The sequence below is a fragment of the Burkholderia sp. AU27893 genome (genome assembly GCF_002223205.1).
In the GTDB taxonomy this organism is placed as follows: domain Bacteria; phylum Pseudomonadota; class Gammaproteobacteria; order Burkholderiales; family Burkholderiaceae; genus Burkholderia.
Map to the genome: position 1 here is coordinate 858,105 of NZ_NKFD01000002.1, position 26,213 is coordinate 884,317.

Annotated in this window: 24 protein-coding genes; 5 read left to right on the forward strand and 19 right to left on the reverse strand. The window is 68.7% G+C overall.

Annotated elements, in window-relative coordinates:
• The first annotated feature begins 55 nt into the window (after nt 1–55).
• The 3 genes from CFB47_RS17155 (at nt 56) to CFB47_RS17165 (ending at nt 4,379) form a co-directional block, all read left to right on the forward strand.
• On the forward strand, nt 56–1,636 hold the full coding sequence (locus tag CFB47_RS17155; RefSeq protein ID WP_089461741.1) for a DUF3138 family protein: 1,581 nt from the start codon (nt 56–58) through the stop codon (nt 1,634–1,636).
• A gap of 111 nt (nt 1,637–1,747) precedes the next feature.
• Nucleotides 1,748–3,052: an FAD-binding oxidoreductase gene (locus CFB47_RS17160; protein ID WP_089461742.1), complete on the forward strand. Its 1,305-nt coding sequence runs from the start codon at nt 1,748–1,750 to the stop codon at nt 3,050–3,052.
• A 25-nt stretch (nt 3,053–3,077) separates the two neighbouring features.
• The gene (locus CFB47_RS17165; RefSeq protein WP_089461743.1) at nt 3,078–4,379 is read left to right on the forward strand and encodes an FAD-binding oxidoreductase; all 1,302 of its coding nucleotides are present in this window, start codon (nt 3,078–3,080) and stop codon (nt 4,377–4,379) included.
• 74 nt (nt 4,380–4,453) lie between these two features.
• Here the strand turns inward: CFB47_RS17165 and gor are convergent, their stop codons facing one another.
• From gor to CFB47_RS17195, 6 genes are all read right to left on the reverse strand, one after another.
• Entirely contained in the window at nt 4,454–5,812 is a 1,359-nt protein-coding gene (gene gor / locus CFB47_RS17170) for a glutathione-disulfide reductase (protein ID WP_089461744.1), read from the reverse strand.
• A gap of 243 nt (nt 5,813–6,055) precedes the next feature.
• Nucleotides 6,056–6,286 carry a hypothetical protein gene (locus CFB47_RS17175; protein ID WP_069249385.1) on the reverse strand — a complete coding sequence of 77 codons (231 nt, stop codon included), beginning with the start codon at nt 6,284–6,286 and terminating at the stop codon, nt 6,056–6,058.
• A gap of 375 nt (nt 6,287–6,661) precedes the next feature.
• Entirely contained in the window at nt 6,662–7,783 is a 1,122-nt protein-coding gene (locus tag CFB47_RS17180) for a porin (protein ID WP_089461745.1), read from the reverse strand.
• Between the two features lie 315 nt (nt 7,784–8,098).
• On the reverse strand, nt 8,099–8,797 hold the full coding sequence (locus CFB47_RS17185) for a YoaK family protein (protein ID WP_089461746.1): 699 nt from the start codon (nt 8,795–8,797) through the stop codon (nt 8,099–8,101).
• Between the two features lie 57 nt (nt 8,798–8,854).
• On the reverse strand, nt 8,855–9,382 hold the full coding sequence (locus tag CFB47_RS17190) for a chromate transporter (protein WP_089461747.1): 528 nt from the start codon (nt 9,380–9,382) through the stop codon (nt 8,855–8,857).
• Nucleotides 9,379–10,017 carry a chromate transporter gene (locus tag CFB47_RS17195; RefSeq protein ID WP_089461748.1) on the reverse strand — a complete coding sequence of 213 codons (639 nt, stop codon included), beginning with the start codon at nt 10,015–10,017 and terminating at the stop codon, nt 9,379–9,381. The genes CFB47_RS17190 and CFB47_RS17195 overlap by 4 nt, the downstream gene beginning before the upstream one ends.
• 96 nt (nt 10,018–10,113) lie before the next feature.
• Here CFB47_RS17195 and CFB47_RS17200 point away from each other — a divergent pair, with 96 nt between their 5' ends.
• Nucleotides 10,114–10,998 carry a transcriptional regulator GcvA gene (locus CFB47_RS17200; protein WP_069249062.1) on the forward strand — a complete coding sequence of 295 codons (885 nt, stop codon included), beginning with the start codon at nt 10,114–10,116 and terminating at the stop codon, nt 10,996–10,998.
• Nucleotides 10,999–11,056: 58 nt separating this feature from the next.
• On the opposite strand, the gene CFB47_RS17205 is transcribed toward CFB47_RS17200, so the two are convergent.
• The 13 genes from CFB47_RS17205 to flgB form a co-directional block, all read right to left on the reverse strand.
• A complete protein-coding gene (locus tag CFB47_RS17205) occupies nt 11,057–12,364 on the reverse strand; it encodes a solute carrier family 23 protein (protein ID WP_089441202.1) in 1,308 nt (435 codons plus the stop codon).
• A 288-nt stretch (nt 12,365–12,652) separates the two neighbouring features.
• Nucleotides 12,653–13,894 (reverse strand): flagellar hook-associated protein FlgL, encoded by a 1,242-nt coding sequence (flgL, locus tag CFB47_RS17210; protein WP_089457069.1) that lies wholly within the window; start codon nt 13,892–13,894, stop codon nt 12,653–12,655.
• A 22-nt stretch (nt 13,895–13,916) separates the two neighbouring features.
• Nucleotides 13,917–15,899: a flagellar hook-associated protein FlgK gene (flgK, locus tag CFB47_RS17215; RefSeq protein WP_089461749.1), complete on the reverse strand. Its 1,983-nt coding sequence runs from the start codon at nt 15,897–15,899 to the stop codon at nt 13,917–13,919.
• 196 nt (nt 15,900–16,095) lie between these two features.
• The gene (locus CFB47_RS17220) at nt 16,096–16,851 is read right to left on the reverse strand and encodes a flagellar brake protein (RefSeq protein WP_039369150.1); all 756 of its coding nucleotides are present in this window, start codon (nt 16,849–16,851) and stop codon (nt 16,096–16,098) included.
• 220 nt (nt 16,852–17,071) lie between these two features.
• The gene (gene flgJ / locus CFB47_RS17225) at nt 17,072–18,055 is read right to left on the reverse strand and encodes a flagellar assembly peptidoglycan hydrolase FlgJ (RefSeq protein ID WP_089461750.1); all 984 of its coding nucleotides are present in this window, start codon (nt 18,053–18,055) and stop codon (nt 17,072–17,074) included.
• Nucleotides 18,056–19,234, reverse strand: a complete 1,179-nt coding sequence (locus CFB47_RS17230) for a flagellar basal body P-ring protein FlgI (protein ID WP_089426671.1) — start codon at nt 19,232–19,234, stop codon at nt 18,056–18,058.
• Between the two features lie 5 nt (nt 19,235–19,239).
• The gene (gene flgH, locus CFB47_RS17235; RefSeq protein ID WP_089441206.1) at nt 19,240–19,932 is read right to left on the reverse strand and encodes a flagellar basal body L-ring protein FlgH; all 693 of its coding nucleotides are present in this window, start codon (nt 19,930–19,932) and stop codon (nt 19,240–19,242) included.
• A gap of 20 nt (nt 19,933–19,952) precedes the next feature.
• Nucleotides 19,953–20,741, reverse strand: a complete 789-nt coding sequence (gene flgG, locus CFB47_RS17240; RefSeq protein ID WP_069249069.1) for a flagellar basal-body rod protein FlgG — start codon at nt 20,739–20,741, stop codon at nt 19,953–19,955.
• A gap of 33 nt (nt 20,742–20,774) precedes the next feature.
• A complete protein-coding gene (gene flgF / locus CFB47_RS17245) occupies nt 20,775–21,533 on the reverse strand; it encodes a flagellar basal-body rod protein FlgF (RefSeq protein WP_089426515.1) in 759 nt (252 codons plus the stop codon).
• A 19-nt stretch (nt 21,534–21,552) separates the two neighbouring features.
• On the reverse strand, nt 21,553–22,794 hold the full coding sequence (gene flgE, locus CFB47_RS17250) for a flagellar hook protein FlgE (RefSeq protein ID WP_089461751.1): 1,242 nt from the start codon (nt 22,792–22,794) through the stop codon (nt 21,553–21,555).
• A 33-nt stretch (nt 22,795–22,827) separates the two neighbouring features.
• On the reverse strand, nt 22,828–23,586 hold the full coding sequence (locus CFB47_RS17255) for a flagellar hook assembly protein FlgD (RefSeq protein WP_089461752.1): 759 nt from the start codon (nt 23,584–23,586) through the stop codon (nt 22,828–22,830).
• Between the two features lie 55 nt (nt 23,587–23,641).
• The gene (flgC, locus tag CFB47_RS17260; protein WP_011353470.1) at nt 23,642–24,067 is read right to left on the reverse strand and encodes a flagellar basal body rod protein FlgC; all 426 of its coding nucleotides are present in this window, start codon (nt 24,065–24,067) and stop codon (nt 23,642–23,644) included.
• A gap of 40 nt (nt 24,068–24,107) precedes the next feature.
• Complete coding sequence (gene flgB, locus CFB47_RS17265) at nt 24,108–24,596, reverse strand: flagellar basal body rod protein FlgB (RefSeq protein ID WP_069249073.1); 489 nt, start codon at nt 24,594–24,596, stop codon at nt 24,108–24,110.
• A gap of 204 nt (nt 24,597–24,800) precedes the next feature.
• Between flgB and flgA the strand changes: the two genes are divergently transcribed.
• On the forward strand, nt 24,801–26,099 hold the full coding sequence (gene flgA / locus CFB47_RS17270) for a flagellar basal body P-ring formation chaperone FlgA (protein WP_089461753.1): 1,299 nt from the start codon (nt 24,801–24,803) through the stop codon (nt 26,097–26,099).
• Nucleotides 26,100–26,213: the final 114 nt, after the last annotated feature.

A 26,213-nucleotide genomic window follows, 5' to 3' on the forward strand; every position in this document is an offset into this window, starting at 1 on the left:
GGGGGGCGCGCGATTCGATTCCGATTTGACAGGCGCACGACAAGGAGAATCCGCAATGAAGAAGAAACTGATCTGCCTGCTGGTGGCCGGCGCGTTACCGGGCATCGCGCTGGCCGACTCGACATCCGCCGAGATCAAGGCGCTGCAGGCGCAGGTCGCGGCGCTGCAGAAACAGATGAAGGCGATGCAGGCGCAACTGTCGGCGAAGGGCGGCCCCGCGACCGCCCAGGCCGGCACGAAGGCAGGGGTGGGCGCCGCGCCGGCCGCGGTGGCCGTCGACCCGGGCTCGCCGGACTACGGCAAGGCGCAGGCCACGCTGACCAACGACGAGGTCGGCGAAATGAAGCAGCAGATCGCGAACCAGCAGCTGAAGGTCGACTCGCTGACGGACGCGGCCAACACGGGCCCGCTCGCCGGCCTGTCGGTCACCGGCTACATCGATCCGACCTACATCTACAACCGCGCGGCCGGCACGTCGTCGTTCCTGTTCGCGAACCACGAGAACGCGTACAACTACTTCAACAGCACGTTCGGCGATCTCTACCTCGACATCAAGAAGACGTTCGGTGTCGGCCCGATGGCGCCGTCGGCGGAAATCACGCTGATGCCGAACCGCGGCAACGGCATCACGCTGCTGCAGAACTCGCGCGGCTCGATCACCGACAACCTGCTGAACACCGCGGTCATCAACGTGCCGATCACCGCCGAGACGACGCTGGTCGCCGGCCTGATCCCGAGCTTCGGCGGCTACGAGGTGCAGCAGTCGAACCAGATGCTCACGCTCACGCACAACCTGCTGTACGATTTCTCGGATCCGGGCAGCTACGTCGGGATCGGCGCGAACTACACGAAGGGCAACTGGGCGTGGAAGTTCTTCCTCGGCAACGAGCAGTACCGTACGTACGGCTCGGTCACGACGACGGGCACCAACGCGCTCGGCGATCCGATCACCACCAGCAACAAGGTGCCGACCTTCACCGCACGCGCGGACTACACGTGGTCGAGCGCGCTCGATCTCGGCGGTTCGTTCAACATCGGCCGCCAGACGCTTGCGAGTGCGATCGACCCAACCACCGGCGCGGTCCACTACGGCCCGGGCGGAGCGGCACCGAGCGGCTACGGCTCGTTCTTCTTCGGTGAACTCGACGCGACCTACACGCTCGCCGACATTCAGTACAACGCGGAAGTCGACTACGGCCGTCAGCAGCATGCGGCGTTCAACGGCGGCCTCGCGCAGTGGTACGGCCTGTCGCTGCTCGCGCACCGCAAGTTCAACGCGCCGGTGGTCGGCCGCATGGGCGTGACGCTGCGCTACGACCTGCTCGCCAACTCGAAGAACGGCGGCGGCGGTGGCGGTATCGCGCTGAACGGCCGCGGGATGGATACGTCCAACGGCTTCGGCGTCGATGCAGACTGCCTCGCAACGTCGCAGGCAAATGGCGGCCTGGGCTTCGAGTGCAAGGGCGCGGTGCGCCAGGACGTCGCGCTCGACCTGCTGTTCTACCCGACCCAGCAGATCACCGTGAAGGTCGAATACCGCCACGACTGGGCGAACAACAAGGTGTTCCTGCGCAACGACGGGTCGTACGGCAAGTCCAACGACCTGCTCGCGACGCAGTTCATCTATTCGTTCTGACGCAGCCCGCGCGGGACGCCGTGCCGCGCGCACGGCGTCCCGCGCCGTTTTTACCGGCCGGATGACGGTGCGCGATGCACCGCCGCCGGCTGCAACGAAGGAGCCGGATTCATGACGCAGTCTTTCACCCGCCGCGCCGATGCGCTCGCGCGCGACTCGTACTACGAAGCGACGGCCGTGCGCCCCGCCGTGGACGACCCCGTGCTCGACGGGACGATCGACGTCGACGTCTGCGTGATCGGCGCCGGCTTCGCGGGCCTGTCGACGGCGCTCGACTGCCGCGCGCGCGGGCTGTCCGTCGCGGTGATCGACGCGCACCGGCCCGGCTGGGGTGCGTCGGGCCGCAACGGCGGCCAGGCGATCACCGGCTTCGCGAAGGACGAGGAGATCGAGCGGCAGCTCGGCGCCGACGGCGCGCGCGCCGCGTGGTCGCTGTCGCTCGACGGTGTCGCGCTGATCGCCGAGCGGATCGCGCGCTACGGGATCGACTGCGACTTCACGCGCGGCTACCTGACGGTCGCGACGAAACCGCGCCGCATCGACGACCTGCACGCATGGATGGACGCCGCAACGCAGCGCTGGGGTCACCCGTCGCTGTCATGGCTCGACACCGGCGAGATCCGCGCGCGCATCGCATCGACGCGCTATCTCGCGGGCGTATACGATCCGCTGTCGGGCCACCTGCATCCGCTCAAGTACTGCCTCGGCCTGGCCGATGCCGCGCGCCGTGAAGGCGTCGCGCTGTACGCGCATACGCCCGCGCTCGACGTCGTGCGCGGCGAGCGACCCGTCGTGCGCACGCCATCGGGCGACGTGCGCTGCCGCTTCGTCGTGTCGTGCTGCAACGCCGGCCCCGGCGGCGTGCTGCCGGCCGCGACGGCCGCCCGCATCGCACCGATCGCGTCGTACATCATCGCGACCGAGCCGCTCGGCCAGGCGCGCGCCGACGCGCTGATCGCGCAGCGCGATGCCGTGTGCGACAACAACTTCTTCCTCGACTATTTCCGGCTGTCGGCCGACCACCGGATGCTGTTCGGCGGCCGCGCGAATTCGGCCGGCGCGTCGCCCGCCACGCTCGCCGAGACGATCCGGCGCCGCATGGTCGGCGTGTTCCCGCAACTCGGCGACGTGCGCGTCGACCATGCGTGGGGCGGCTTCGTCGACGTCACGCGCAACCGCGCGCCGGATTTCGGCGCGCTCGATCCGAACTTCTTCTACGTCCAGGGCTTCAGCGGTCACGGCGTCGCGCTCACCGGCATCGCCGGGCGCGCGGTCGCCGGCGCGATCGCGGGCGACACGCGTGCGTTCGACCTGTTCGCGCGCATGCGTCACCGGCGCTTCCCCGGCGGCGACGCGTGGCGGCAACCCGCGCTCGAACTCGGGATGCTGTATCACCGCGTGCGCGAGCTATTCTGAGTCAAACTCCTCCGTTATCCTGACCATGCAGACATTCGCCAACCAGCCGCACGTCGCGTCCTACTACGCGGCGACCGCCAACGATACGACCCGCCACGCGCCGCTCGCCGGCACGATCGATGCCGACGTGTGCGTGATCGGCGCGGGCCTCACGGGCCTGTCCGCCGCGCTCAACCTCGCCGAGCGCGGCCATTCGGTGACCGTGCTCGAAGCGTCGCGGGTCGGATGGGCGGCGAGCGGCCGCAACGGCGGCCAGCTGATCGGCGGGTTCGCGTGCGACATCGACACGTTCGGGCAGTTCATGCCGGAAGGCGACGTGAAGCGCATCTGGGACATGGGGCTCGAAACGCTGTCGCTCGTGAAGTCGCGCATCGCGCAGCACGACATCGACTGCGCGCTGGTGCCCGGCTACCTGACCGCCGCGAACACCGAGCGCGACGCCGACGGCCTGAAGCGCTGGCGCGATGAAGCCGCGAAGCGCTTCGGCTACGACCGCTTCCATTTCGTCGAAGCCGACGAACTCGGCGACTACGTGCAGTCCGAGCGCTATTGCGGCGGCCTGTACGACCCGGACAGCGGCCACCTCCATCCGCTGAACTACACGCTCGGCCTCGCCCGCGCGGCGACCGACGCGGGCGTGCGCATCCACGAGGACAGCTGCGTGACCCGCGTGCGCGACGTCGCCGGCGGCCATGTCGTCGAGACGAGCGGCGGCAACGTGCGCGCGCGCTTCGTCGTGCTCGCGTGCAACACCTTCGTCGGCACGCTCGCGCCCGCGCTGTCGAAGAAGATCATGCCGGTCGGCACCTACGTGATCGCGACCGAGCCGCTCGGCGACGCGCGCGCCGCCGCGCTGATGCCTGCTCGCGCGGCGATCTGCGACAGCCGCTTCGTGCTCGACTATTTCCGGCCGGCGCCCGACACGCGGCTCGTGTGGGGCGGCAAGGTCAGCTATTCGACGCGGGAGCCGCGCGATCTCGCGGCGGCGATGCGCGCGGACATGCTGAAGACGTTCCCGCAGTTGGCGGACGTGAAGGTCGACTACGCGTGGGGCGGCTTCGTCGACATCACGATGAACCGCGCGCCGCACTTCGGCCGCATCGCGCCGACGATGTATTTCGCGCAGGGGTTCTCGGGGCACGGCGTGAACACGACCGCGCTCGCGGGCAAGCTGATCGCCGAGGCGATCAACGGACAGGCAAGCCGCTTCGACCTGTTCGACAAGATCCGCCATCGCGACTTCCCCGGCGGCGAGGCATTGCGCACGCCGGCGCTCGTGCTCGCGATGAGCTGGTACCGGCTGCTCGACGCGTTCGGCGTGCATTGAGCGGGTCACATCGACGACAAACGGCCGCGCCGACACGCAGCCGTTCCGTTGTCGCCGTGCGCTGACGCCCCCCGCTAATCCGCCACCTTCTGCCGCATCGTCACGAACTCCTCGGCCGCGGTCGGGTGAATGCCGATCGTGTCGTCGAACTGCGCCTTGGTCGCACCCGCGCGAATCGCGATCGCGATGCCCTGGATGATCTCGCCCGCATCGCGGCCGACCATGTGCGCGCCGACCACGCGCTGGCTGTCGCGCGCGACGACCAGCTTCATCAGCGTGCGCTCGTCGCGGCCCGACAGCGTGTGGCGCAGCGCCTTGAACGACGTGCGGTAGATATCGACGTCGCCGTCGTACAGGTCGCGCGCGGTCGACTCGGTCAACCCGACCGTCGCGACCTCGGGCTGGCTGAACACCGCCGACGGCACCCATTCGTGATCGGCCGCGACGCGCGACCCGCCGAACAGCGTGCGGGCAAGCAACCCGCCGTCGCGCGTCGCGACCGGCGTGAGCTGCGGCCGCGACGTGACGTCGCCGATCGCATGGATCGACGGCACCGACGTCGCCGAATACGCATCGACGGCGATCGCGCCACGCGCGTCGAGCATCACGCCCGCCTGCTCGAGCCCGAGGCCGTCGACGTTCGGCACGCGGCCGGTCGCATACAGCACCTGGTCGTACGGCCCGTGCCGCGCAGCGCCGACGCGTACGCTCAACGTGCCGTCGTCCGCGCGCTCGATCGACTCGATCACCGAGCGTGCATGGATCGTGACGCCCTGCTTCGTCATCTCGTCGGTCAGGAACTGGCGCACGTCGTCGTCGAAGCCGCGCAGGATTTTCTCGCCGCGATAGAACAGGTCGACGTGGCTGCCGAAGCCGTTGAAGATGCCCGCGAACTCGACCGCGATATAGCCGCCGCCGACCACCGCGATGCGTTTTGGCAGCGCGGCAAGCGACAGCGCCTCGCGCGACGTGATCGCATGCTCGATGCCGGGCCGCGCCGGCATCGCCGGGCGCGAGCCGGTCGCGATCGCGATGTGGCGCGCGCGGATCGTGCGCTCGCCGATCGCGACCGTATGCGCATCGACGAGCGTCGCGCGCCCCGCGTGCATCTCGACGCCCGATTGCCGCAGCAGGTTGATGTAGATGTCGCTGAGCCGGTTGATCTCGCGATCCTTCGCGGCGATCAGCGCGGGCCAGTCGAGCGTGCCGGCGCCGAAGGTCCAGCCGAAGCCCTTCGCGTCCTCGACTTCATGCGGGTAGTGCGATGCATAGACGAGCAGCTTCTTCGGAATGCAGCCGCGCAGCACGCAGGTGCCGCCGATCTGCTCTTCTTCCGCTATGCCGACACGCGCGCCGTATGACGCGGACATGCGTGCGAGCCGCACGCCGCCCGAGCCGGCGCCGATGACGAACAGGTCGTAGTCGAAATCCATCGCATTCCCTCATCGCAGTTCGGATGACGGCACGATAGCAAGATTCCGGGATGCTTGCGGCGCACGGTGCAGCCCGGCGCGCGCCCCATAAAAAACGGCGAGAGACGTTGCCTCTCGCCGGTCAAACCAGCTGCCGGGTGTGTCATGCGTCACCGATCGACCGCATGCCCGACCTGCCGGCTGCGCAGCACCGGTCCGACGGGCGCGCGAGGGGCGCGCCCACGGCCGGACCGGCCGCCATGCTCATGCCTGCGACGTGTCGCTGCCGTCCGTCGCCTGCGTGTCGTCCGCAGCCTGTTCGGGCTGGTCTTCCTTTTTCTTCTCGAGCATGCCTTCGATCGCTTCCGCACCCTTGAAGCCGGCGACGGCGGCGGCCGCCTTGGTCAGCAGGCCCGCATCCGGATCCAGCTTTTCCGCGCCTTCGACAGCGGCGACTGCGCCAGCGATTTCACCCACGGTGTTCAGGATACCCATCGTCATCCCCTTTCAAGAAAATCGTGAGCGCATCGTCCCACGAAAAAAACCGGCAGACCGCGATTGTCATCACCGGATACACAAGTTACGCACCAGGCCGGCCGCACTCGCCGAGCGCAACCGGAACGACGCACGCGCGCGCCGGGCGGCACGCAACGGGCGATGCACGCAGCGTAGCGGAAAGCATGCGCGCGCACTGTAAAAGTATGTTCTGGATTGCCGACGAAACCCTTACGGCGCGGGGGTCTCGTGATGAAGCATTCGCCGAATAGTCGTGCGCGCGTATGAAGGTCGCGTGACGAAAAAAAAGAGGCGCCTCGCGGCGCCCCTTCGATGCAGGCCGGACGACTGCCGGCCGATGCGTTCCGACGTTCGTCAGAAGATATTGCGCAGGCCGATCGCGATGCCGGTCTGGTTGCTGCGACCCGGCAGCTCGACATTCGCCGCGCCGTTCGTCTTGTTGAAGTCGACGGTGCCGTAGACTTCCGTGCGCTTGCTGAGCGCGTACTCGGCGATGCCGACGATCGCGCAGCGGTTGCCGCTCGCGAGCGTGCCGTTGGTGGTCATCGCATTGCGCATGTGGTCGTAGTAGAACGCGCCCGTCAGCGTCAGCGGCGCGCTGACCTGCCAGCTCACGCCCGCGAACGGACCGTCGTCGATCCGGCCGGTGCCCTTCGCGACCGGAATCGTCTGCTGTGCGAGCAGGCTGTCGACGAAGCCCGTGTCGTCCTTCGAGCGCAGGTAGCCCGCGTAGATCTTCGCCTTGCTGAACGCGTACACGACGTTCGCGTGGTAGATCGTCTGCTTGCGCGCCGAGTTGTCGCTGTTCTGCTGCGCGCCGGCCGCGATGCTGAGCGGACCCATCACGTACGACAGCGACACGCCCCACGCATTGCCCTTGCCGAGCGAACCCGGGATCTGGCCCGAGAAGCCGCCCGCGCCGGTCGATTCGTAGTTGGTGCCGGTCGAGTACATCGCCTTCGCGGTCAGCCCGTCGAACTTGCCGGTGTACTTGATCTGGTTGTCCGCATACAGGCCGCCGCCGAGTGCGACCGGCAGCCACGCGTTTTCGAGGTAGTTGCCGACCGTCAGCGGATCGTAGGTATCCGACAGCAGGTCGAACAGCGGCGTCTTCTGGCGGCCGAGGGTCACCGTGCCGTACGGGCTCTGCAGGCCGACGTAGGCTGCACGGTTGAACAGGCGGCCGCTGTCGGCGAACGCGCCGTTCTGCAGGTTCACGCCGCTCTCGAGGTTGAACACGGCCTTCAGGCCGCCGCCGAGGTCTTCCGTGCCGTAGATGCCGAAGCGGCTGTTCGTGATCGCGCCGTTGGTCATCGACAGCAGGCCGTCGTTCTTGGCGTTGGCGTTGGTCAGGTAGCGGATGCTGGCGTCGGCGACGCCCCAGAGCGTGACCGAGCTTTGTGCGGCCGCATACTGGCTGGCAAATGCGAGCGCGGCGCACCCTGCGATGGCTGCGAGTCGGGTGGTCTGCTTCATGAGCTTTCCCTTTTGTAGGTGTCTCCATTCATGGCCGGCCGCGTGCGCAGCCGGGTGGCGATCGCTCACGTTCTTGGCGCGCGCGATGTGGGCTGAATCATATGACGAGTGCAATCGCCGAAAGAAATTGAAATGCGCGGTAACGCCGGAACTGTCGTCCGCGCACAACGTTGCGGCGCGCGAGGCTTGCCCGGCGGGCGGCGGGTGCCGCACGGCAGCGACCGCGCGCGGCTTACGGCACGTCGGATCTGTAAGGATCACGCAGCAGGTGCCGCGCAACGGGCACGCGCGGAGGCGCGCCCGCGGGATGCGCGGTCACGCCGTCGCCGGCCCGCCGTCGGCCGAGTGCCGGCGCCACGCGCGCCGCACGATTTCCGCGAACGCGCCGACGAGCAGCAGCACGGCGCCCCACAGCGCGACCTCCGGCGCGAGCCGCGTGACGAGGCCGCCGACCACCGCGCCGGCCAGGAAGCAGAAGCTGATCGTCGCGAGCAGCGCCGAGTCGTGCAGCGCTCCCGCGTCGTAGCGCGGGATCAGCCCGACGAACAGCTTCTGCGCGGCGCGCCGCAGGTTGCCGGTGGTCATCACCGACGTGTACGACAACTCCTCGAGATGGGTGAACGACAGCGTCTGCAGCGTTGCAACGAACGAGATGCCCGGAATCAGCCACGCGCTCGACGCGCCGACGAGGCCGCTCGCGGCGACGCCGAGAAAAGCGATCTCGACGAGCAGGCTCGCGAACGCCGTGTGCTTCATCCAGCCGCGCTGCGCGGCAAGCCCGAGCAGGTGCGCGACGAACACCGCGATCGTGAAGCCGACGAGCGGCGGCACGTGATGCAGCGCGGCGGCCCAGTCGCCGGCCGACAGGTTGATGCCGAGCAGCGCGACGTTGCCGGTCATCGTGTTCGCGAACACGTGGCCGTGGCCGACATACGTGTACGCGTCGAGGTAGCCGCCGGACAGCGTCAGCAACGCGGCGACGGTGAGATTGCGGCTGGCGCCGTCGAGATCCATCGAGCCTCCCGTGAAGATTCGCGCCAGTATGGCGCACGAGCGGTCAACGTGCGCCGGTCACTGCCCGATGCCGGTGAGCCCGATCAGCGCGCCGCCCGCGAGCAGCCACAGCGGATGGATGCGCGTGCGCCACGCGAGCACCGCGCACGCGGCCGTGATGCCCCACTGGATCGCGGTGCGGTTCGATGCCTCGGAGATCAGCACCGCGCTGGCCGCAACGAGCCCGGCGGTGACCGGCATCATCCCCTGCTGCACATGGCGGCGCCACGGCCGGTCGCGAAAGCGCTCCCACGCATGCAGCGCGAGCACGGTGACGATCGACGACGGCCCGAACTTCGCGAGCGACGCGACCAGCAGCCCGCTCCAGCCGGCCACGTGCCAGCCCACCAGCGACACGATCATCATGTTCGGCCCGGGCGCCGCCTGGGCCAGCGCGAACAGCGCGGTGAACGCGTGCGCGCTCATCCAGTGATGGACGTCGACGACCTGCCGCTGCATCTCCGGCAGGATCGTGTTGCCGCCGCCGAACGCGAGCAGCGACAACTGGCTGAAGATCGTCGCGATGGCGATCAGCGTGTCGTTCATGGTCGGCCCCCTCGCTGCGTGTCGCGTGCGGCGGCCGGCGCCGGCTGCGGCGTGCCTGCGTCGCGACGGCGCGACGCGAGCCACACGCTGACGGGCGTCAGCACGAGCATCGTGGTCAGCAACGGAATGCGCAGCACCGCGATCGCGACGAACGCGAGCGCCGCGATGCCGGCCGCCGCGCGCGCATGCCGCAGCGGCTTCAGGACCTTCACGGCCATCGCGACGAGCAGCCCGGCCGCCGCCGCCGCCAGCCCCGCAAAGAGATGCTGCACGCGCGGATCGTTCTGCGTCTTCGCGTACAGCACGCCGAGCGCGACGACGACGAGCGTCGGGCCCGCGATCAGCCCGAGAATGCCGGCGAACGCACCGGCGACGCCGCGAAAGCGCATGCCGACGGCCACCGACAGGTTGATCACGTTGCCGCCCGGCAGGAACTGGCACAGCCCGAGCAGATCGGTGAATTCATCGGCGGAGAGCCACTGGCGCTCTTCGACGATGGTGCGCCGCGCGAACGGCAGCGCGCCGCCGAACGACATGAGGCCCAGCGACAGGAAACCGGTGAACAGCTCGGCGAGGCCGACGCCGCGGGGTGAGGCGGCCGGCGGCGGGGCGGCCGGCGGAGAAGCGGATTGCATGGGGTTCCTTATCAAACGGTGACCCGAGGTTACCGCCGTTCGGCATACCGGCAAAACGATTTTATCGGCGCGCCCTTGTGATCTAGAATCACAAGCATGGCACGCGATCTCCCACCCTTTTCCGCGCTTCGGGCCTTTGAAGCCGCGGCACGACATGAAAGCTTCAGCGCCGCCGGCGACGAGCTGCATGTGACTCACGGTGCCATCAGCCGGCAGATCGCCGGGTTCGAGGCCTGGCTCGGCAAGCCGGTGTTCCACCGCTACGGCAAGCGCGTGAAGCTCACCGACGAAGGCCGCCGCTACCTCGACACCGTGCGCGCGGCGTTCGACAGCATCGCGCTCGCGACCGAGCAGCTGCGCAACACGGGCGCGGCACGCGTGCTGCGCATCAATGCGCTACCCACCTTCGCGATGAAATGGCTGCTGCCGCGCCTGTCGCGGTTCCAGCGCGACGTGCCGAACGTCGAGCTGAAGCTGTCGACGTCGAATGCGCCGCTCGATACGCTCGACGGCTTCGATGTCGCGATCCGCCGCGGCCCCGGCCACTGGCCGAACTGCACGAGCGGCCACTTCCTCGACGAAAGCGTGATTCCCGTCTGCAGCCCCGCGCTGCTCAAGCGCGCGCCGATCGCGCGCGCGGACGATCTCGCGCGCCATGTGCTGCTGCATTCGGATACGCGGCCGGAAGGCTGGCGCGACTGGTTCGCGGCGGCCGGCGTGGCGATGAAGGGGCGCAAGCGGCAGTCGTTCGACCACTTCTACCTGGCGCTGCAGGCGGCCGTCGACGGCCTGGGCGTCGCGCTCGGCCCGTTGCCGCTGATCGACGACGAGCTCGCGAGCGGCCGGCTGGTGATGCCGCTGGAAGGGCCGCGCATCGCGACGCGCAGCTACTGGTGGATCGCGCCGCGCGCGCCGGCGGACGATCCGCTCGTCGCGCAGTTCTGCGCGTGGCTGCAGACGCAGTCGAACGTCGGCGCGTAGCGCGTCGACGTTCGACGCACAAGATGACGCGGGCGGCAGCGCACCGCCCGCCGGAAGCTCAGACCACCGGGCCCGGTTCCTTTTCCTTGCGCAGGATCGCGTACAGGATGATCGCGCCGAACGTCGCGGTGCCGATCCCGCCGAGCCCGAAGCCGCCGATCTTCAGCGAGAAATCGCCGGCGCCGAGCACCAGCGTGACGGCCGCGACAATCAGGTTGCGGTTGTCGGAGAAGTCGACCTTGTTGACGACCCAGATCCGCGCGCCCGTCACCGCGATCAGCCCGAACACGACGATCGACACGCCGCCGAGCACCGGGCCCGGAATCGTCTGGATCACCGCACCGAACTTCGGCGAGAAGCCGAGCACGATCGCGATCACCGCGGCGAGCGCGAACACCAGCGTCGAGTAGATCCGCGTGACGGCCATCACGCCGATGTTCTCCGCGTAGGTCGTCACGCCCGTGCCGCCGACGCTGCCCGACACGATCGTCGCGAGCCCGTCGCCGATGAATGCGCGGCCCACGTAGCGATCGAGGCTGGTACCCGTCATCGCGCTGACGGCCTTGATGTGGCCGAGGTTTTCGGCGACCAGGATCACCGCGATCGGCGCGAGCATCAGCATCGCGTGCGGATCGAACACCGGCGCGCGGAAGCTCGGCACCCCGAACCAGGCCGCCTGCCCGACGATCGAGAAATCGATCGGCTTGCCGAGCCCCATCCCGTTGGTCGCGACCGCGTAGATCGCGTAGGCGATCACGAGCCCGACCAGGATCAGCAGGCGCTGCACCATGCCGCGCGAGAACACCGCGACGCCGCCGACGCACAGCACCGTGACGAGCGCCATCACCGATTCGAAGGTCGACCCCGACACGCCCTTGACCGCGATCGGCGCGAGGTTCAGCCCGATCACCGCGACCACCGCGCCGGTCACGACGGGCGGCATCAGCGTCTCGATCCAGCGCGTGCCGATCGCCTGCACCAGCAGGCCGAGCGCGACGTACACGACGCCGCACGCGACGATGCCGCCGAGCGCGACCGGGATGTTCGGGTTCGGGCCGCTGCCGCCGTAGCCGGTCACCGCGATCACCAGGCCGATGAACGCGAAGCTGGAGCCGAGGTAGCTCGGCACGCGGCCGCCGACCAGCACGAAGAACAGCAGCGTGCCGACGCCCGACATGAAGATGCACAGGTTCGGGTCGAAGCCCATCAGCAGCGGCGCGAGCACGGTCGAGCCGAACATCGCGACGACGTGCTGCACACCCATCGCGACCATCTGCGGCCACGCGAGGCGCTCGTCGGGGCCGACCACGCGCGAGGCCGCGCCGGTCGATTGCACCCGCCAGCGCGGGAAGTAGGAATCGGACATGGGGAAAAGGGCTCCTGTCGGTCGCCGGCTGCGGAGGATGCGCCGGTCTGGAATCTGGCGCGAGTTTACGGAGCGGAAATGGGGCTGGCAAGCAGGCCGACAACAGGGCGGAAAAGCGGGCCGCCGAGTGGGGCCAGCGAGCACGTTGCGCGGCTTGCCGCGTGTGCGAAACGGGGCACGATGGCACGCCCCGGCGAAGCGCCCGCCCGCGCGGGAACCTGCGCGGGCGGCGATCGACGCCCGCCGCAACGCAAGCGTGCGCTCACATCGCGGCCGGCGCGGCGGACATCAGGGGTTGATGTACTGGAACAGCGACAGGTTCTGCAACTGCGCGTACGCCTTCTGCGAGCCCGTCAGCGCGTTCTGCATCTGCAGGAACTGGCTGATCGTCGTCACCATGTTGGTGCTCGTCAGGTCGGACAGGTTGCTGGTGACCTGAAGCGACGCAGTCTGGTTGACGGCCTGCATCGCCTTGACTTCCTGCTCGCGGCCACCGACCGATGCCTGGATCGTCGTGACGTTGCGCATCGTGTTGCCCAGCTTGGTCGAGCCCGTCATCAACGCGTTCTTCAGCGCCGCGCCCGCCACCGCGTTGCCCGTCACGGGCGTCTTCAGCGCCGCGATCATCGCGTCGAGCGTCGAGAACACGTCCGAGCCGCCGCTCGCCTGCGGCGCCGGCGCAACGGCAAACGTGTCGCCGGCGGCCGGCGTGCCCGACACCGCCACCGTCATTCCGCCGCCGAGCGAGATCGCCGAGCCCGACGAATAAGCCTGCGCCGGCGTGGTGGTGGGCGGGCTGACCGAGTTGTCGGTCACGGTGTAGGTCGGCGCGGCGGCCGTGCCGCCAAAGGTGATCGAGAACTGATGGCCGTTCGTCGCGATCGCCGGGTTCGTCACCGTGACCGCGCCGATCGTGCCGGTGCCCGTGTTGCTGGCGCCGGCCGACGGCACCGGCGAGCTGCCGATCGCCGGCACCGACATGAAGACGGCCGCGCCCGTGTCGCCCTGCGACACGGTGCTCGAATCGGCGATCTGCACCTGGCGCGTGCCGGTGTCGCCGACATAGGCGACGCTGCCGCTCGGCGTCGTCGAAAACGGCGCAGCCGAATTCTTCGTGCCGGCGAACAGGTAGTTGCCCGCGCCGTCGTTGGTGTTCGCGAGCGTCATCAACTGGTCGCGGTAACCCTGCAACTGCGTGGCGAGCGCCGAGCGGTCGCTGTCGGACATCGAACCGTCGCCGGCGCGCACGAGCAGCGACTGCGTGTTCGTCAGCACGGTGCTCACGTTCTGCAGCGTCTGGTCCTCGGCCTGCAGCGACGCGAGCGCCGCGGTCTGGTTGGTCGCGTACTGCGACAGCGTCGCCGACGTCATCGACAGCTGCACGGCCTGCGCCGCGCCGGCCGGATTGTCCGCCGCGGTCTGCAGGCTCACACCGCTCGAGATCTGCTGATACAGCTGCGCAAGCTGGGCCTGCTGATCGTTCATTTGTGAAACGTTCAGCTGGAAGAACTGGGCGCTGGAAATCCGCATCGCTTCTATCCCTCGAATCCGGTCAATTGAACAGGCCGAGCACGGTCTGGAACAGCGTCGCCGCCGTCTGGATCACCTTCGCGTTCGCCTGGTAGAACTGTTGGTACTGCATCAGGTTGGCCGCTTCCTCGTTCGTGCTCACGCCCGACACCGACTGCTGCGCCTGGGTGATCTGGCCGATCAGCCCGGTCTGCGCGGCGCTCGACGATTTCAGCTGGGTCGTCGTGTTGCCGATGCCGTTCACGTAGCTCGCATACGCGCCGGTGAGCGTCGTCGTGCCGTTGCCGAACGCCTTCGAGTTGACCAGCTTCGACAGCGCGAGCGCGTTGGAGCCGTCGCTGGTGCCGCCCGCATACGGCCCGATCGTGAACGAGTCGCCGGTCGCCGGTGCGCCGGACAGCGTGACGCTCACGCCGTTGAGCGCGCCCGCGGCCGTTCCCGACATCGTCATCGTCGCGCCGGCCGCCGGGTCGTACGGGACGGTGTCCGTCGGGTTGTTGATCGTGACCGACGTCGGCGGCGTGGTGCCGATCGTCACCGTGGTGCCGACCGGGAAACCCGTCAGCGTCTTCGCCGTCGCGTCATAGGTCAGCTTGGTCGTCGGCACTTGATAGCCCGCGGTGACGCCGCCCAGCGTGATCTTGCCCGTGCCGGTGTTGGTGCTCGCCGCCGACGTGACGGCCGGCGAGGCTGCCGCGATCGCCAACGCGCTCGTCGTGGCGAGGCCGAAGCCGTTCAGCGCGCCGCGCGTCGGCAGCACGGTGAACTTGTCACCGGCACTCATCGAGCCCGACGGGGTCGAGAAATTCAGCCCGCCGAGCGAAACCGGCATCGGCCCCGCCTTCTGGTCGACCACCGCACCGCTCGCGCGGTCGGTCAGCGTGTATTTCGTGCCGTCGAAGGACAGCGTGTAGTCGCTCGTGGTCGGCTGCGACGCGTTCGCGAACGACACGGACAGCGACGCGTTGCCGGTATTGCCCTGGTTCGCGTACACGGTCGGCGACGGCGTCGTGAACAGGTTGCCGCCCTTGTTGCCCGACAGGTCGATGCCGAGCGCGTTCTGCGCGTTGACCTGCGCGGCGAAGCTGGTCGCGATCGCGCCGAGCTGGGCCTGGGCGGGGTCGAGCGTCTGGCTGCGGAACGCGAGCAGGCCGCCGAGCGTGCCGCCCGACAGCGACGAATCGGGCAACGGCTGGTTCGGCCCCTGCGGCTTCGCGCCGGCGATCCCCTGCGACACGACGGTCAGTTCGCTCGGATCCGACGGCGACGTGACGGCCGCAAGCTGGTAGCTCTTGTCGGCGACGACGAGCGGTTGGCCACCCGACATGAACACGCTGTAACCGCTGTCGTTGCGCACGACCTGGATACCGGCCAGGCCCGACAGGTTCGACACCGCGAGGTCGCGCTGGTCCAGCAGCTGGTTCGGCGGCTGCCCCTGGCTGCTCGCCGCCGCGATCTGCTGGTTCAACTGCGCGATCTGCGCGGTGTACGTGTTGATCTGCGACACGGTGCTGGTGAGCTGCGTGTTCACGCTCTGGCGCAGCGCGTCGTACTGCTGGCCGGCCGCGTTGAGCTGGTTGGCCAGCGTCTGCGCGTTGCTGATCGCGGTCTGCCGCACCGACGGGTCGGACGCGTTGTTCGCGACGTTCTGCAGCCCGGTGAAGTAGTTCGTGATCCCGGTCGAGACCCCCGCCGTCGGGCTGCCGATGTAGTTGTTCAGCTGCGCGACGAGCGTGTACCACGTCGACAGCGCGCCGCCTTGCGTCTGCGCGGTGTTCAGCTGGTCGCTCAGGTACTGGCTGTACTGCCGCTGCACAGTGACGGTGTTCACGCCTTGCGGCATGTAACCGCTGCCCGAGTATTGGCTGCTCGCTTCCGCATACACGGGCCGCTGGACCGAATAGCCGGGCGTCGCCGCGTTGCTGATGTTGTTGCTGGTCGTCGTGAGGCCCCAGAGCGCGGCATTCAGGCCGCTGACGCCGAGGTTCATGAGTGTGTTGGACATGCGCGATCCTGATGAGCCGGCCGCGCGTCGCGGCCGCCGGGTTGCGTGACTCCCGGTATAACGGCCGCCGATCGAAAAAATTGAGGAAAAAATGCGCGCGCGACGCGCACGTGCGCGTCGCCGGTTCAGGCGTGCGGCCGAGGGGCCGCAAACACCGTGCGGGCCGCCCCGGGCGGGGCCGGCCGCCGCTTGCGCGTCAGGCCCGCGCGAGCGAGCGGCGCTTCATCTCGAGCTGCGTAATCAGCCGCTGCAGCGTGTTTTCCGCGCTGCCCGGCAACGACATGTAGCGGAAGCCGAGCTGGAAGCGCCGCGACCCGTTCGGCATCTGCGTCGAACGCTGCGACACGAGCTGCAGGTCGAGCGACAGCTTGCCGTGGCCGGTCAGCTCGAGCTCGACGTCGGGCAGCAGCGTGCCGACCTCGAGCGCCTCGACGCGTTCGTCGGCCGTGCGCAGCCCCACGCCGCCGAGCGACAGGTTGTGCACCTCGAACAGGAAGCTTTCGCCGTCCGGCAGCTTGCCGCGGCACAGGAACGGATCGACGATCGGCGCATCGACGCGGAAATATTCACGCCGCTGGATGCACATCAGCACGTCGGGGAAATCGGCGACGAACGCGGGCAGCCCCTCGTAGCGCGTCTCGCGCGGCGTGCCCGTGGAGAATTCGACGCGCACGCCCTCCGGCGCGGCCGCGAACGTGCAGTGCGACGCGCCGAGGATGCCGGCGTTCTGCTCCGCCAGCGCACCCCAGTCGAACGTAAACGTCCGCGCGCCGACATCCACCTCGAGCAGGCGCGTGACGAGCTGGCCGCCCGGGTACTGGACGGTCAGGAAATCGCCGCGGTTGACGAGGTTGCGCAGCTGCACGCCGATTTCCAGCGGATTGCGGCGGGCATAGTCGGGCCCGGAGTGGCCTGCATCCAGGCTGGGGTCCGTCGACGTTTCGATATTCATGGCTAGCCGGTCATTCTTGTCATGGGCGCCCGGGCAACCGGTGCGCAATAAAACCGGGCCAGAACGGGGGCCCGGTCGCAGGTCTCTCACACTTAGCGGCAGTGCTGACCGAAAGTTTAGATCGAATTGGGGATTTTTTTCGCGCAAACGTTGAAACCGCGCGCGGCGGGCGGCCGGGCGCGGTCCAGAGGGTGCAACAGGCGGGAGCCGACGGGGGCCGTCAGCCGATCTGCTGCATGATCGAGATCAGCTTTTTCGCGTAGTTCGGGTCGGTCGCGTAGCCGGCCTTCTGCATCCCGTGCGCGAAGCCTTCGACGCTGCGGCTCGCGCTCAGCACGCCCGAGTAGCGCGGGTTGTTCTTCAGCAGGTTCGCGTAATCGGTCATCGCGTGTTCATACGAATCGTACGCGCGGAATTTCGCGACCACGCGGCGCGGCGTGCCGTTCACGTATTCCGTGGTCAGCGCCGACACCGTGCGGCCGGTCCAGCCCTTGGTCGCCTTGATGCCGAACACGTTGTAGCTCGTCGAGCCGTCGGTCGCGCGGATCTCGCGCTTGCCCCAGCCCGATTCGAGCGCGGCCTGGCCGACGATGAAGCGCGCCGGGATGCCGGTCGATGCGCTGGCCGCCTGCGCGGGGCCTGCGAGCCGGTCGACGAACGCGTCGGCGTCCTGCACGCCGCTCGCGCCCTTCAGCGGCGGCGTCAGCGCGCTGCCGGCCGAATAGCCGCGCGTGCCGGCGAGCCCGCCGTTGTTGGCCGAGTTCGCGTAGGCCTTCGCCATCGCGTTCATCGCGGCGAGGCCGCCTTCGTTGCCGGACGCGCCGAAGCCGTCCGCGCCCAGCCCGGCCGCGCCAACGCCGGCTGCCGAATCGCTGCCCGCGCCCTGCCCCGCATTGCGCAGCAGCTGCTTCATCAGCGCATCGGCCACGCCGATCCCGCGCGTCGACATCTGCTGCGCGAGCTGCTGGTCGAGCATCGACGTGTACATCTTCGACGTATGCGAATCGAACAGCCCGCCGTCGGGCGACGCGTCGCGCATGCTCTTGAGCATCATCTGCGTGAACATCGCGTCGAACTGGCCGGCGACCGCCTTCGCGCCGGCCCGAGGCGATTGCCTGGCCTGCTCGCGCAGGGCGTCGAAACCCTGCACGTCGAGCGCAAAGCGCTGCGTGAGGTCGTTCGCGTTCGGGAGACTGGCTGCCATTTAGATGATCTCCAGGTCGGCGCGCAGCGCGCCGGCGGCCTTCATCGCCTGCAGGATCGACATCAGGTCCGCGGGCGTCGCGCCGAGCGTGTTCAGCGCCTTCACGACGTCGGCGAGATTCGCGCCGGCCGTCACCATTTTCAGCGCGCCGTTGTCCTGCTTCAGCTGGATCTGCGACTGCTGCGCCACCACCGTCTGCCCGTTCGAGAACGGCCCCGGCTGCGACACCACCGGCTGCGTGTTGACGACGACCGACAGGTTGCCGTGCGCGACCGCGCAGCTCTGCAGCGTGACCATCTGGTTCATCACGATCGAGCCGGTGCGCGCGTTCAGGATCACCTTCGCCGCGGCCTTGTCCGGGCTGACGTCGAGGTTCTGCAGCCGCGCCATGAACGCGACCTGCTGCGCCGAATCAGCGGGCGCGGCGAGCTGGATCGTGCGCCCGTCGAGCGCCGTCGCGGTGCCCGGGCCGAAGCTCGAGTTGACCGCGGACACGATCCGCTGCGCGGTGCCGTAGTCCATGTCGTTCAGTTGCAGCTGCAGCACGCCGTTCATCTGCGCGATCGCGTTCGGCACCGAACGCTCGACGATCGCGCCGCCGACGATCCGGCCGGCCGCGAGCTGGTTCACCTGCACGCGGCTGCCGTTCGCGCTGGCGCCGGCGCCGCCGACCGCCATGTTGCCCTGCGCGAGCGCATAGACCTGGCCGTCCGCGCCTTTCAGCGGCGTCAGCAGCAGCGTGCCGCCGCGCAGGCTCTTCGCGTTGCCGAGCGACGACACGGTGACGTCGAGCGCCTCGCCCGGCCGCGCGAACGGCGGCAGCGTGGCGGTCACCATCACGGCCGCGACGTTCTTCAGCTGCATGTTGCTCAGCTGCGACGCACCGCCGTTGGCCGACCCGTTGTTGATCGAGATGCCGAGGTTCGCGAGCATGTTCGCGAGCGTCTGCGTGGTGAACGGCGTCTGCATCGTCTGGTCGCCCGTGCCGTCGAGGCCGACGACGAGGCCATAGCCGATCAGCGGGTTGTCGCGCACGCCCTGGATCTGCGCGAGATCCTTCAGGCGTTCCGCGTGCGCGGGCGCCGCGCCGAATGCGCAGGCCATCGCCACGAGCGCGACGGCGAGCCGCGCGGCGGCGTGCGCGCGGGCAGACAGGCGGTCGAGAAGCGTCTTCTGCATCGTCATCACCACGGCGCGATGTTGAGGAAGAAGCGCTGCAGCCAGCCCATCGTCTCGGCTTCGTTGATGTAGCCCTTCGCCGAGTATTCGATCTTCGCGTCGGCGACCTGCGTCGAGTAGACGGAGTTCGCGCCCGAGATCGTGTTCGGGTTCACGACACCCGAGAAGCGCACGAATTCGTTGCCCTGGTTGATCAGCATCTGCTTCTCGCCGCTGACCACGAGGTTGCCGTTCGGCAGCACGTTGGTGACGGTCACCGTAATCGTGCCGTTGAACGTGTTCGCCGCGCTGGCGCCGCCGGTCGCCGCGAACTTGTTGTTGCCGGTCGCCGACAGGTTCGCCTTCGCGAACAGGCCGCCGAGGAAGCCGGCCGTCGGCACGTTGAAGTCGGTGTTGCCCTGCCGGTTCGTGTTCGCGCCCGACGACTTGGTCGCGTTGATGTTCTCCGCGATCATGATCGTCAGGATGTCGCCGACGTTGCGCGGACGCTGATCCTCGAAGAGCGGCCGCCCCGCGTAGCCGGGGTTGTAGATCGAGCCGGGCGCCTGCATCGACATCGGCGTCGGCGGCTGCGCCGTCATCGGCTGCTGGATGATCGGATCGCGCGGAATCTGCGCGCAGCCGGCGGCGAGCGCCGCCACCGCGACCGCGCATGCGGCGCGGACGGTGGCTGACGGGAGGAGGCGAACCTGCTTCATGGCGACGACGGGTGTTCCGGTTAGCTCTTCATCTGCGTGACGGTCTGCAGCATCTGGTCGGACGTCGTCACGGCCTTGCTGTTGATCTCGTAGGCACGCTGCGTCTGGATCATGTTGACGAGCTCCTGCACGACGTTCACGTTCGACGCTTCGACGTAGTTCTGGTTGAGCGTGCCCGCGCCGTTCAGCCCCGGTTGCGACACGTTCGGCGCGCCCGACGACGTCGTCTCGGAGAACAGGTTCTCGCCGCGCGCCTCGAGGCCGGCCGGGTTGATGAAGGTCGCGACCTGCAGCGAGCCGATCTGCACCGAATTGGTCGAGCCCGCCTGCGTGACCGTCACGACGCCGTCCTTGCCGATCGTCAGCGACGTCGCGTTCTGCGGGATCGTGATCGCCGGCAGGACCTGGTAGCCGCTCGACGTGACGAGCTGGCCCTGCGCGTTGGTCTGGAACGCGCCGTCGCGCGTGTACGCGTTCGTGCCGTCCGGCATCAGCACCTGGAAGAAGCCCGCGCCGTTGATCGCGACGTCCTTCGCGTTGCCGGTCTGCGTGAGGCCGCCCTGCGTGTACCGGCGCTCGGTCGCGACCTGCTGCACGCCGGTGCCGAGCTGCAGGCCCGACGGCAGTTCCGTCTGCTGCGTCGAGTTCGCGCCCGGCTGGCGAATGGTCTGGTACAGCAGATCCTCGAACACCGCGCGCGACGCCTTGAAGCCGTTCGTGCTGGTGTTCGCGAGGTTGTTCGAAATCACGTCCATCTGCGCCTGCTGCGCATTCATGCCGGTGGCGGCAATGTAGAGCGAACGGTTCATTTGTCAGTTCTCCTGCTAGGCTGGCGCGGGCGCTCAGCTGAAATTGAGCAGCTGGTTCGCCGTCTGCTCGTTCTGGTCGGCCGTCTGGATCAGCTTCGACTGCAGCTGGAACGCACGCGCGTTGTCGATCATCGCGACCATCGCGGTCACCGGGTTGACGTTGCTGCCTTCGAGCGAATTCGGCGTGACGACCACGTTCGGGTCGGCGTCGGCCGGATTGCCGTCGGCGGTGCGGAACAGCCCGTCGTTGCCGCGCGTGAGCGTGGCCGGGTCGGGGTTCACGAGCTTCATCTGGTCGACGATCGCGACCGCCGTCGGCGGGTCGCCCGGCATCAGCGCGGAAATCGTGCCGTCCTTGCCGATCGTCACTTCCGCGTTCGGCGGCACCGAGATCGGGCCGCCGTTGCCGACCACCGGCAGGTTGCTCGCGTTGACGAGCTGGCCGTTCTCGTCGACGTGCAGGTTGCCGGCGCGCGTGTACGCCTCGCTGCCGTCGGCCGCCTGCACCGCCAGCCAGCCCGCGCCCTGCACGGCGACGTCGAGCGGGTTGCCGGTGCGCGTGATCGGACCCGGCGTGTAGTCGGCGCCCGGCGTCGACGCGAGCACGTAGGTGCGCGTCGTCGTCGGGTCGCTCGTGCTGCCGTCGCCGAAATTCATCGGCACCGCGCGATACGTCGCGAGCTGCGCGCGAAAGCCCGTCGTCGACGCGTTCGCGAGGTTGTTCGCGACCACCGCCTGCTGGTCGAGCGACTGCGACGCACCCGTCATCGCCGTGTAGATCAGTCGGTCCATGGCTGCCCGTTATCCGCGCTTACAGGTTGATGATCGTTTGGTCGACAGCCTGCTGCGTCTTGATCGTCTGCGCGTTCGCCTGGTAGTTGCGCTGCGCGGTGATCAGGTTGACGAGCTGCGACGTGAGGTCGACGTTCGAGTTTTCCAGCGCGCTGCCCTGCAGCTTGCCGTGGTTCGTGCTGCCCGGCGCCGAGATCTGCGGCACGCCCGACGCGGAGCTTTCCGCGTACTGGTTGCCGCCGAGACTCACCAGCCCGTTCGGGTTGTTGAAGTTCGCGAGCGCGATCTGGCCGAGCACGGCGGTCTGGCCGTTCGAGTAGTTGCCGGTCAGCTTGCCGTCGGTGCCGATCGTGTAGGTCGTCAGCGTGCCGCTCGCGTAGCCGTCCTGCGTGAGGTTGTTCACGCCGTTCTTGCCGCCGTACTGCGTCGTGCCGGTCAGGTCGAGCGTGAGGTTCTGCGGCGTCGCCGAGCCGTCGGTGTTCGGCACCGTGAACTGGAACTGGCCGACCGACGTGGTCGGCGTGGGCGGCGTGCCCGTCGTCGTGCTCTTGATCGCGCCCGACGCGTCGAACGTGACCGTGCCGAGATCCGCCGTGGCGCCGCCCTGCACGCCCGCGTACGCTTCCCACGTGCCGGCCGCCGACTTCACGAAGTACATGTTGACCGCCTGCGAACCGCCGAGCGAGTCGTACACCTGGATCGACGTCGAGTAGTTGTAGGTCGTGTTGTCGGTCGCGCTGAACGGCGTCTTGGCCGGCACCGCGTCCTGCGAATTCAGGTTGAACTGCGCGCCGATCTTGGTCGTCGCGGTCGGCGCGATGTTGGTCGTCGGCGCCTGCAGCGGCACGGTCTGCGCGGTGTTGATCACGCCGCCCGCGTTGGCCGCATAGCCCATCAGGTTACGGCCTTGCGAATCGACGATGAAGCCGTTCTTGTCGCGCTGGAACGTGCCGTCGCGCGAGTAGGTCGTCACGCCGTTGTTCGACATCTGGAAGAAGCCGTTGCCGTTGATCGCGACGTCGAGCGAGGAACTCGTCGTGTTGATCGTGCCCTGGCCGAAGTTCTGCTGCACGGCGTTCAGCGACGTGCCGATACCGATCTGCGTGTTGGTCGACGTCGCGACCGAGTTCGCATACATGTCGGCGAACTGCGCGGTGCTCGACTTGAAGCCGACCGTGTTCGCGTTCGCGATGTTGTTGCCGATCACGTCGAGCGCGTTCGATGCACCCGCGAGGCCGCTCAGACCCTGTTGATAACCCATTTCGGTCTCCGTTTCGAGATTGCTCGATCAGTATCAGTTGGAGGAGGTGCCGCTGCCGGACGAATTCGACGCGGACGACGTGGTGTTCGGGAAAATCGACGCGACCTGGGTCAGCCCCACGGTCGTGCCGTTCGACAGCACGAGCCCCGCCGTGCCGTCCGCCTGCTTGATCACGCTCTGCACGGTCGACGCCGCGAGCGTCGTGGCCGGCTGCGGCGTGCCGTTGCTGTCGGTGTACGACGCGCTGACGGTGTACTTGCCGTCCGGCAGTGCGTTGCCCGCCGCGTCGGTCGGCGTCCAGTTGAACGGCACGGTGCCGGCCGACTGCGCGCCCGCGTTGATCGTGTTCACCACGGTGCCCGCCGCGTTCTTCACGGTGATCGTCAGGTTCGACACCGAACTCGCGAGCGACACGCCGAACGGCGACGCCGCGCCGCTCTTCACCGCGACCGCGTTGCCCGGCGCGAGCACGTTCGTGCCGATCAGCAGCGCGGCCTGCGTCTGCTGGCCGGCCGTGAGCTGCGAGGACAGCGACGTGAGCGACGTGTTCAGCTGCGCGATGCCGCTCACCGTGTTGATCTGCGCGAGCTGCGACGTCATCTGCGAGCTGTCGACCGGGCTGGTCGGATCCTGGTTCTGCAGCTGCGTGACGAGCAGCTTCAGGAACGTCGCCTGCAGGTCGCTCGCCGACGTGCCGTTGGTCGACGACACGTTGTTGGTGTTCATCGTGTCGGTCGGCAGCGTCGACATGTTGGTGCCGTTGCTGCCGATCGTCGTGCTGGAGGAAGTCATCCTGGGTGGCCTTCTGTCGGAACTGTCGGGTCGGTAAGATCGGGCGACGCGCGGCTTACGAGCCGATCGTCAGCGTCTTGAGCATCAGCGTCTTCGCGGTGTTCAGCGTCTCGACGTTGGCCTGGTACGAGCGCGATGCCGAGATCATGTTCACCATCTCCTGCACCGGGTCGACGTTCGGCATCTGCACGTAGCCGTTCGAATCGGCGGCCGGGTTCGACGGGTCGTAGGTCGACTTCATCGGCGACGGGTCGTCCATCACCTTCGTCACGCGCACGCCGCCCACGCCCTGGCCGGACGCGGTGCGCGCGCCGCCGATCGGGTCGGTCGCGAACACGACCTGCTTGGCCTTGTACGGCTTGCCGTCGGGGCCGGTCGCGCTGTCGGCGTTCGCGAGGTTCGACGCGGTGACGTTCAGGCGCTGCGACTGCGCGGACAGCGCCGAGCCGGCGACGCCGAAGATGTTCATCAACGAAGGCATGGAAGCTCCTTTTGCTCGGATTCGGCGGCGGTGCGCGCCGTCACTGGTTCGACGTGATCGCGGCGATCATCGCCTTGATCTGCTGGGTCATCACGGTCATCCCGGTCTGGTAGTGCAGCGCGTTGTTCGCGAACTGCACGCGCTCGACGTCGAGATCGACCGTGTTGCCGTCGAGCGACGGCTGCAGCGGCATCCGGTACTGCGCACGGCCGTAGTCGTCCGACGGGCCGCCCGTCGGGATCAGCTTCGCGGTGCCGGCCATGTGGCCCGCCGCCGTCGACACCATCGACATCCCGTTCGTCACGCCGGCCGGCTGGGCCATCGGCAGTTGCGCCGCGTTGCTCGGCGCGAGGCCGCCGCCCGCCTGCTTCAGCGAGCGCGCGAGCGTCGACGCGAAATCGACGTCGCGGGCCTGGTAGCCGGGCGTGTCGGAGTTCGCGATGTTCGACGACAGCAGTTCCTGCCGGTAGGCGCGCACGTCCAGCGCCTGTCGGCCGAACGCGAATTCCGCATCGAGTTTGTCCAGCATGTGTGCGTCTCTCCGTATGAAGCGCTGCACGCCCCTCATGCCGGATGGCGACGCGAGAGGCTTTTTTCCATGACAGCGATGGTAGGCGTCCGACGCAACCGGCAATCGGGCGAATAACGCGGCAAAGGCCCCCTCTATTCATCGTTTGCGCGACCGCCCCGCTCCCTAGAATGCGAAGCGGAGCAACGGATCGGGGATACGGCGATGACTGGCAGCGCACTTCGCGGAAGGAACGGGCGGCTCACGCACGTCCGGCGTGCGTTTGCGCCGTTCGCGCTCATCGCGGCGCTGTGGATCGCCGCCCCGGCCGCGCACGCGGACGACGCGATGATCGTGATTCCGGGGCGCGGCGAGACGGCCGAAACCGCGCTCGCGCATGCCAATGCGGCAAGCGGCGGGCAGTTCGGCGGGAATGCGGCGACGGCGCCGGGTTCGGGCCTGGCGCCGGACACGGGTCGTGCGGCGAGCAGCGCGGGTGGGAGCGCGGAAGTCGCCGCCGGCGCGTCCGGCACCGGCTACGCAGCGCAACCGGCCGGCACGATGGTCGTGACGACCGTCCCGCCGCAGGCTCCTGCGCCAGCCCCAGCGCCGCGCCCTGTCTACGCGGCCGCCCGCACGACCGCCGGAACCGGATATGGTGCGCCGCGCGCCGCCGATCCGAACGCGATCGCGACCGTCGTCGCCGGCACGGCCGAACCCGCGTCGATTCCCGCACGATCGACCGCACAGCCAGCCATGGCCGCGCGCCTGGCGGCGGCCCGCGCCGCGTCAGCCGCAGCGGCGCCGCGCGCCATCCCGGTTTCCGCGAACCCGGCCCCGGCGGCCAATGCCGCCAATTCCGCCAATGCCGCCACCGCGGCCCAGCCCGCGACGCCGCCCGGCCAGCAGGATCCCGAGTCGATCCGCCGCACGGCCCTCGCGTTCCTGCAGCAGCAGGTCGCCGGCCTGCCCGGCAAGACCACCACGACGGTCACGACCGCGTTTCCGCGCGGGCTCGCCGCGTGCACGACGCTCGAGCCGTTCATGCCGACCGGCGCGCGCCTGTGGGGCCGCACGACGGTCGGCGTGCGCTGCGCGGGCGAGCGGCCGTGGACCGTCTACCTGCAGGCGAAAGTCACCGTGCAGGCCACCTACTACGTCGCCGCGCGCCAGATCGCGCCCGGCGAGCCGCTTTCCGCAGCCGACCTGGTCGCCCGCGACGGCGACCTGACGGTGCTGCCGCTCGCGGTGATCACCGATCCGGCGCAGGCGATCGGCGCGACCGCGCTCGCGCGCATCTCGGCCGGGCTGCCGCTGCGGCAGGACCTGCTGAAGAGCGCGGCGTCGGTGTCGGCCGGCCAGACGGTGCGGGTGGTCGCGGCCGGGCCCGGTTTCACGATTTCGGCCGAGGGCAGCGCGCTGGCGAATGCCGCGCCCGGCCAGTCGGTACGGGTGCGGATGGCGGCGGGCCAGATCGTCACGGCGATCGTCAAGGACGCCGGGACCGTGGAAATTCCGCTATAGGGACGGATCTGCCAGCAAGAATGTAAAGAATTGTTTATTCGGGGCATTTCGGGCTCGCGATGCTAAAGTTCGGGCCGACCCGGCCGTTATCTGGGTCAAACCGAACAGGAAACC

Bases quoted from the DNA above. Each gene is read 5' to 3' on its own strand.
- CFB47_RS17175 (WP_069249385.1), bottom strand. From the start codon at position 6,286: ATGGGTATCCTGAACACCGTGGGTGAAATCGCTGGCGCAGTCGCCGCT.
- flgK (WP_089461749.1), bottom strand. From the start codon at position 15,899: ATGTCCAACACACTCATGAACCTCGGCGTCAGCGGCCTGAATGCCGCG.
- CFB47_RS17165 (WP_089461743.1), top strand. From the start codon at position 3,078: ATGCAGACATTCGCCAACCAGCCGCACGTCGCGTCCTACTACGCGGCG.
- CFB47_RS17200 (WP_069249062.1), top strand. From the start codon at position 10,114: ATGGCACGCGATCTCCCACCCTTTTCCGCGCTTCGGGCCTTTGAAGCC.
- CFB47_RS17255 (WP_089461752.1), bottom strand. From the start codon at position 23,586: ATGACTTCCTCCAGCACGACGATCGGCAGCAACGGCACCAACATGTCG.
- flgA (WP_089461753.1), top strand. From the start codon at position 24,801: ATGACTGGCAGCGCACTTCGCGGAAGGAACGGGCGGCTCACGCACGTC.
- CFB47_RS17155 (WP_089461741.1), top strand. From the start codon at position 56: ATGAAGAAGAAACTGATCTGCCTGCTGGTGGCCGGCGCGTTACCGGGC.
- gor (WP_089461744.1), bottom strand. From the start codon at position 5,812: ATGGATTTCGACTACGACCTGTTCGTCATCGGCGCCGGCTCGGGCGGC.
- flgG (WP_069249069.1), bottom strand. From the start codon at position 20,741: ATGAACCGTTCGCTCTACATTGCCGCCACCGGCATGAATGCGCAGCAG.
- flgC (WP_011353470.1), bottom strand. From the start codon at position 24,067: ATGCCTTCGTTGATGAACATCTTCGGCGTCGCCGGCTCGGCGCTGTCC.
- CFB47_RS17220 (WP_039369150.1), bottom strand. From the start codon at position 16,851: ATGAATATCGAAACGTCGACGGACCCCAGCCTGGATGCAGGCCACTCC.
- flgF (WP_089426515.1), bottom strand. From the start codon at position 21,533: ATGGACCGACTGATCTACACGGCGATGACGGGTGCGTCGCAGTCGCTC.
- flgL (WP_089457069.1), bottom strand. From the start codon at position 13,894: ATGCGGATTTCCAGCGCCCAGTTCTTCCAGCTGAACGTTTCACAAATG.
- CFB47_RS17160 (WP_089461742.1), top strand. From the start codon at position 1,748: ATGACGCAGTCTTTCACCCGCCGCGCCGATGCGCTCGCGCGCGACTCG.
- CFB47_RS17180 (WP_089461745.1), bottom strand. From the start codon at position 7,783: ATGAAGCAGACCACCCGACTCGCAGCCATCGCAGGGTGCGCCGCGCTC.
- flgE (WP_089461751.1), bottom strand. From the start codon at position 22,794: ATGGGTTATCAACAGGGTCTGAGCGGCCTCGCGGGTGCATCGAACGCG.
- CFB47_RS17195 (WP_089461748.1), bottom strand. From the start codon at position 10,017: ATGCAATCCGCTTCTCCGCCGGCCGCCCCGCCGCCGGCCGCCTCACCC.
- CFB47_RS17185 (WP_089461746.1), bottom strand. From the start codon at position 8,797: ATGGATCTCGACGGCGCCAGCCGCAATCTCACCGTCGCCGCGTTGCTG.
- flgJ (WP_089461750.1), bottom strand. From the start codon at position 18,055: ATGGCAGCCAGTCTCCCGAACGCGAACGACCTCACGCAGCGCTTTGCG.
- CFB47_RS17190 (WP_089461747.1), bottom strand. From the start codon at position 9,382: ATGAACGACACGCTGATCGCCATCGCGACGATCTTCAGCCAGTTGTCG.
- flgH (WP_089441206.1), bottom strand. From the start codon at position 19,932: ATGAAGCAGGTTCGCCTCCTCCCGTCAGCCACCGTCCGCGCCGCATGC.
- CFB47_RS17230 (WP_089426671.1), bottom strand. From the start codon at position 19,234: ATGCAGAAGACGCTTCTCGACCGCCTGTCTGCCCGCGCGCACGCCGCC.
- CFB47_RS17205 (WP_089441202.1), bottom strand. From the start codon at position 12,364: ATGTCCGATTCCTACTTCCCGCGCTGGCGGGTGCAATCGACCGGCGCG.
- flgB (WP_069249073.1), bottom strand. From the start codon at position 24,596: ATGCTGGACAAACTCGATGCGGAATTCGCGTTCGGCCGACAGGCGCTG.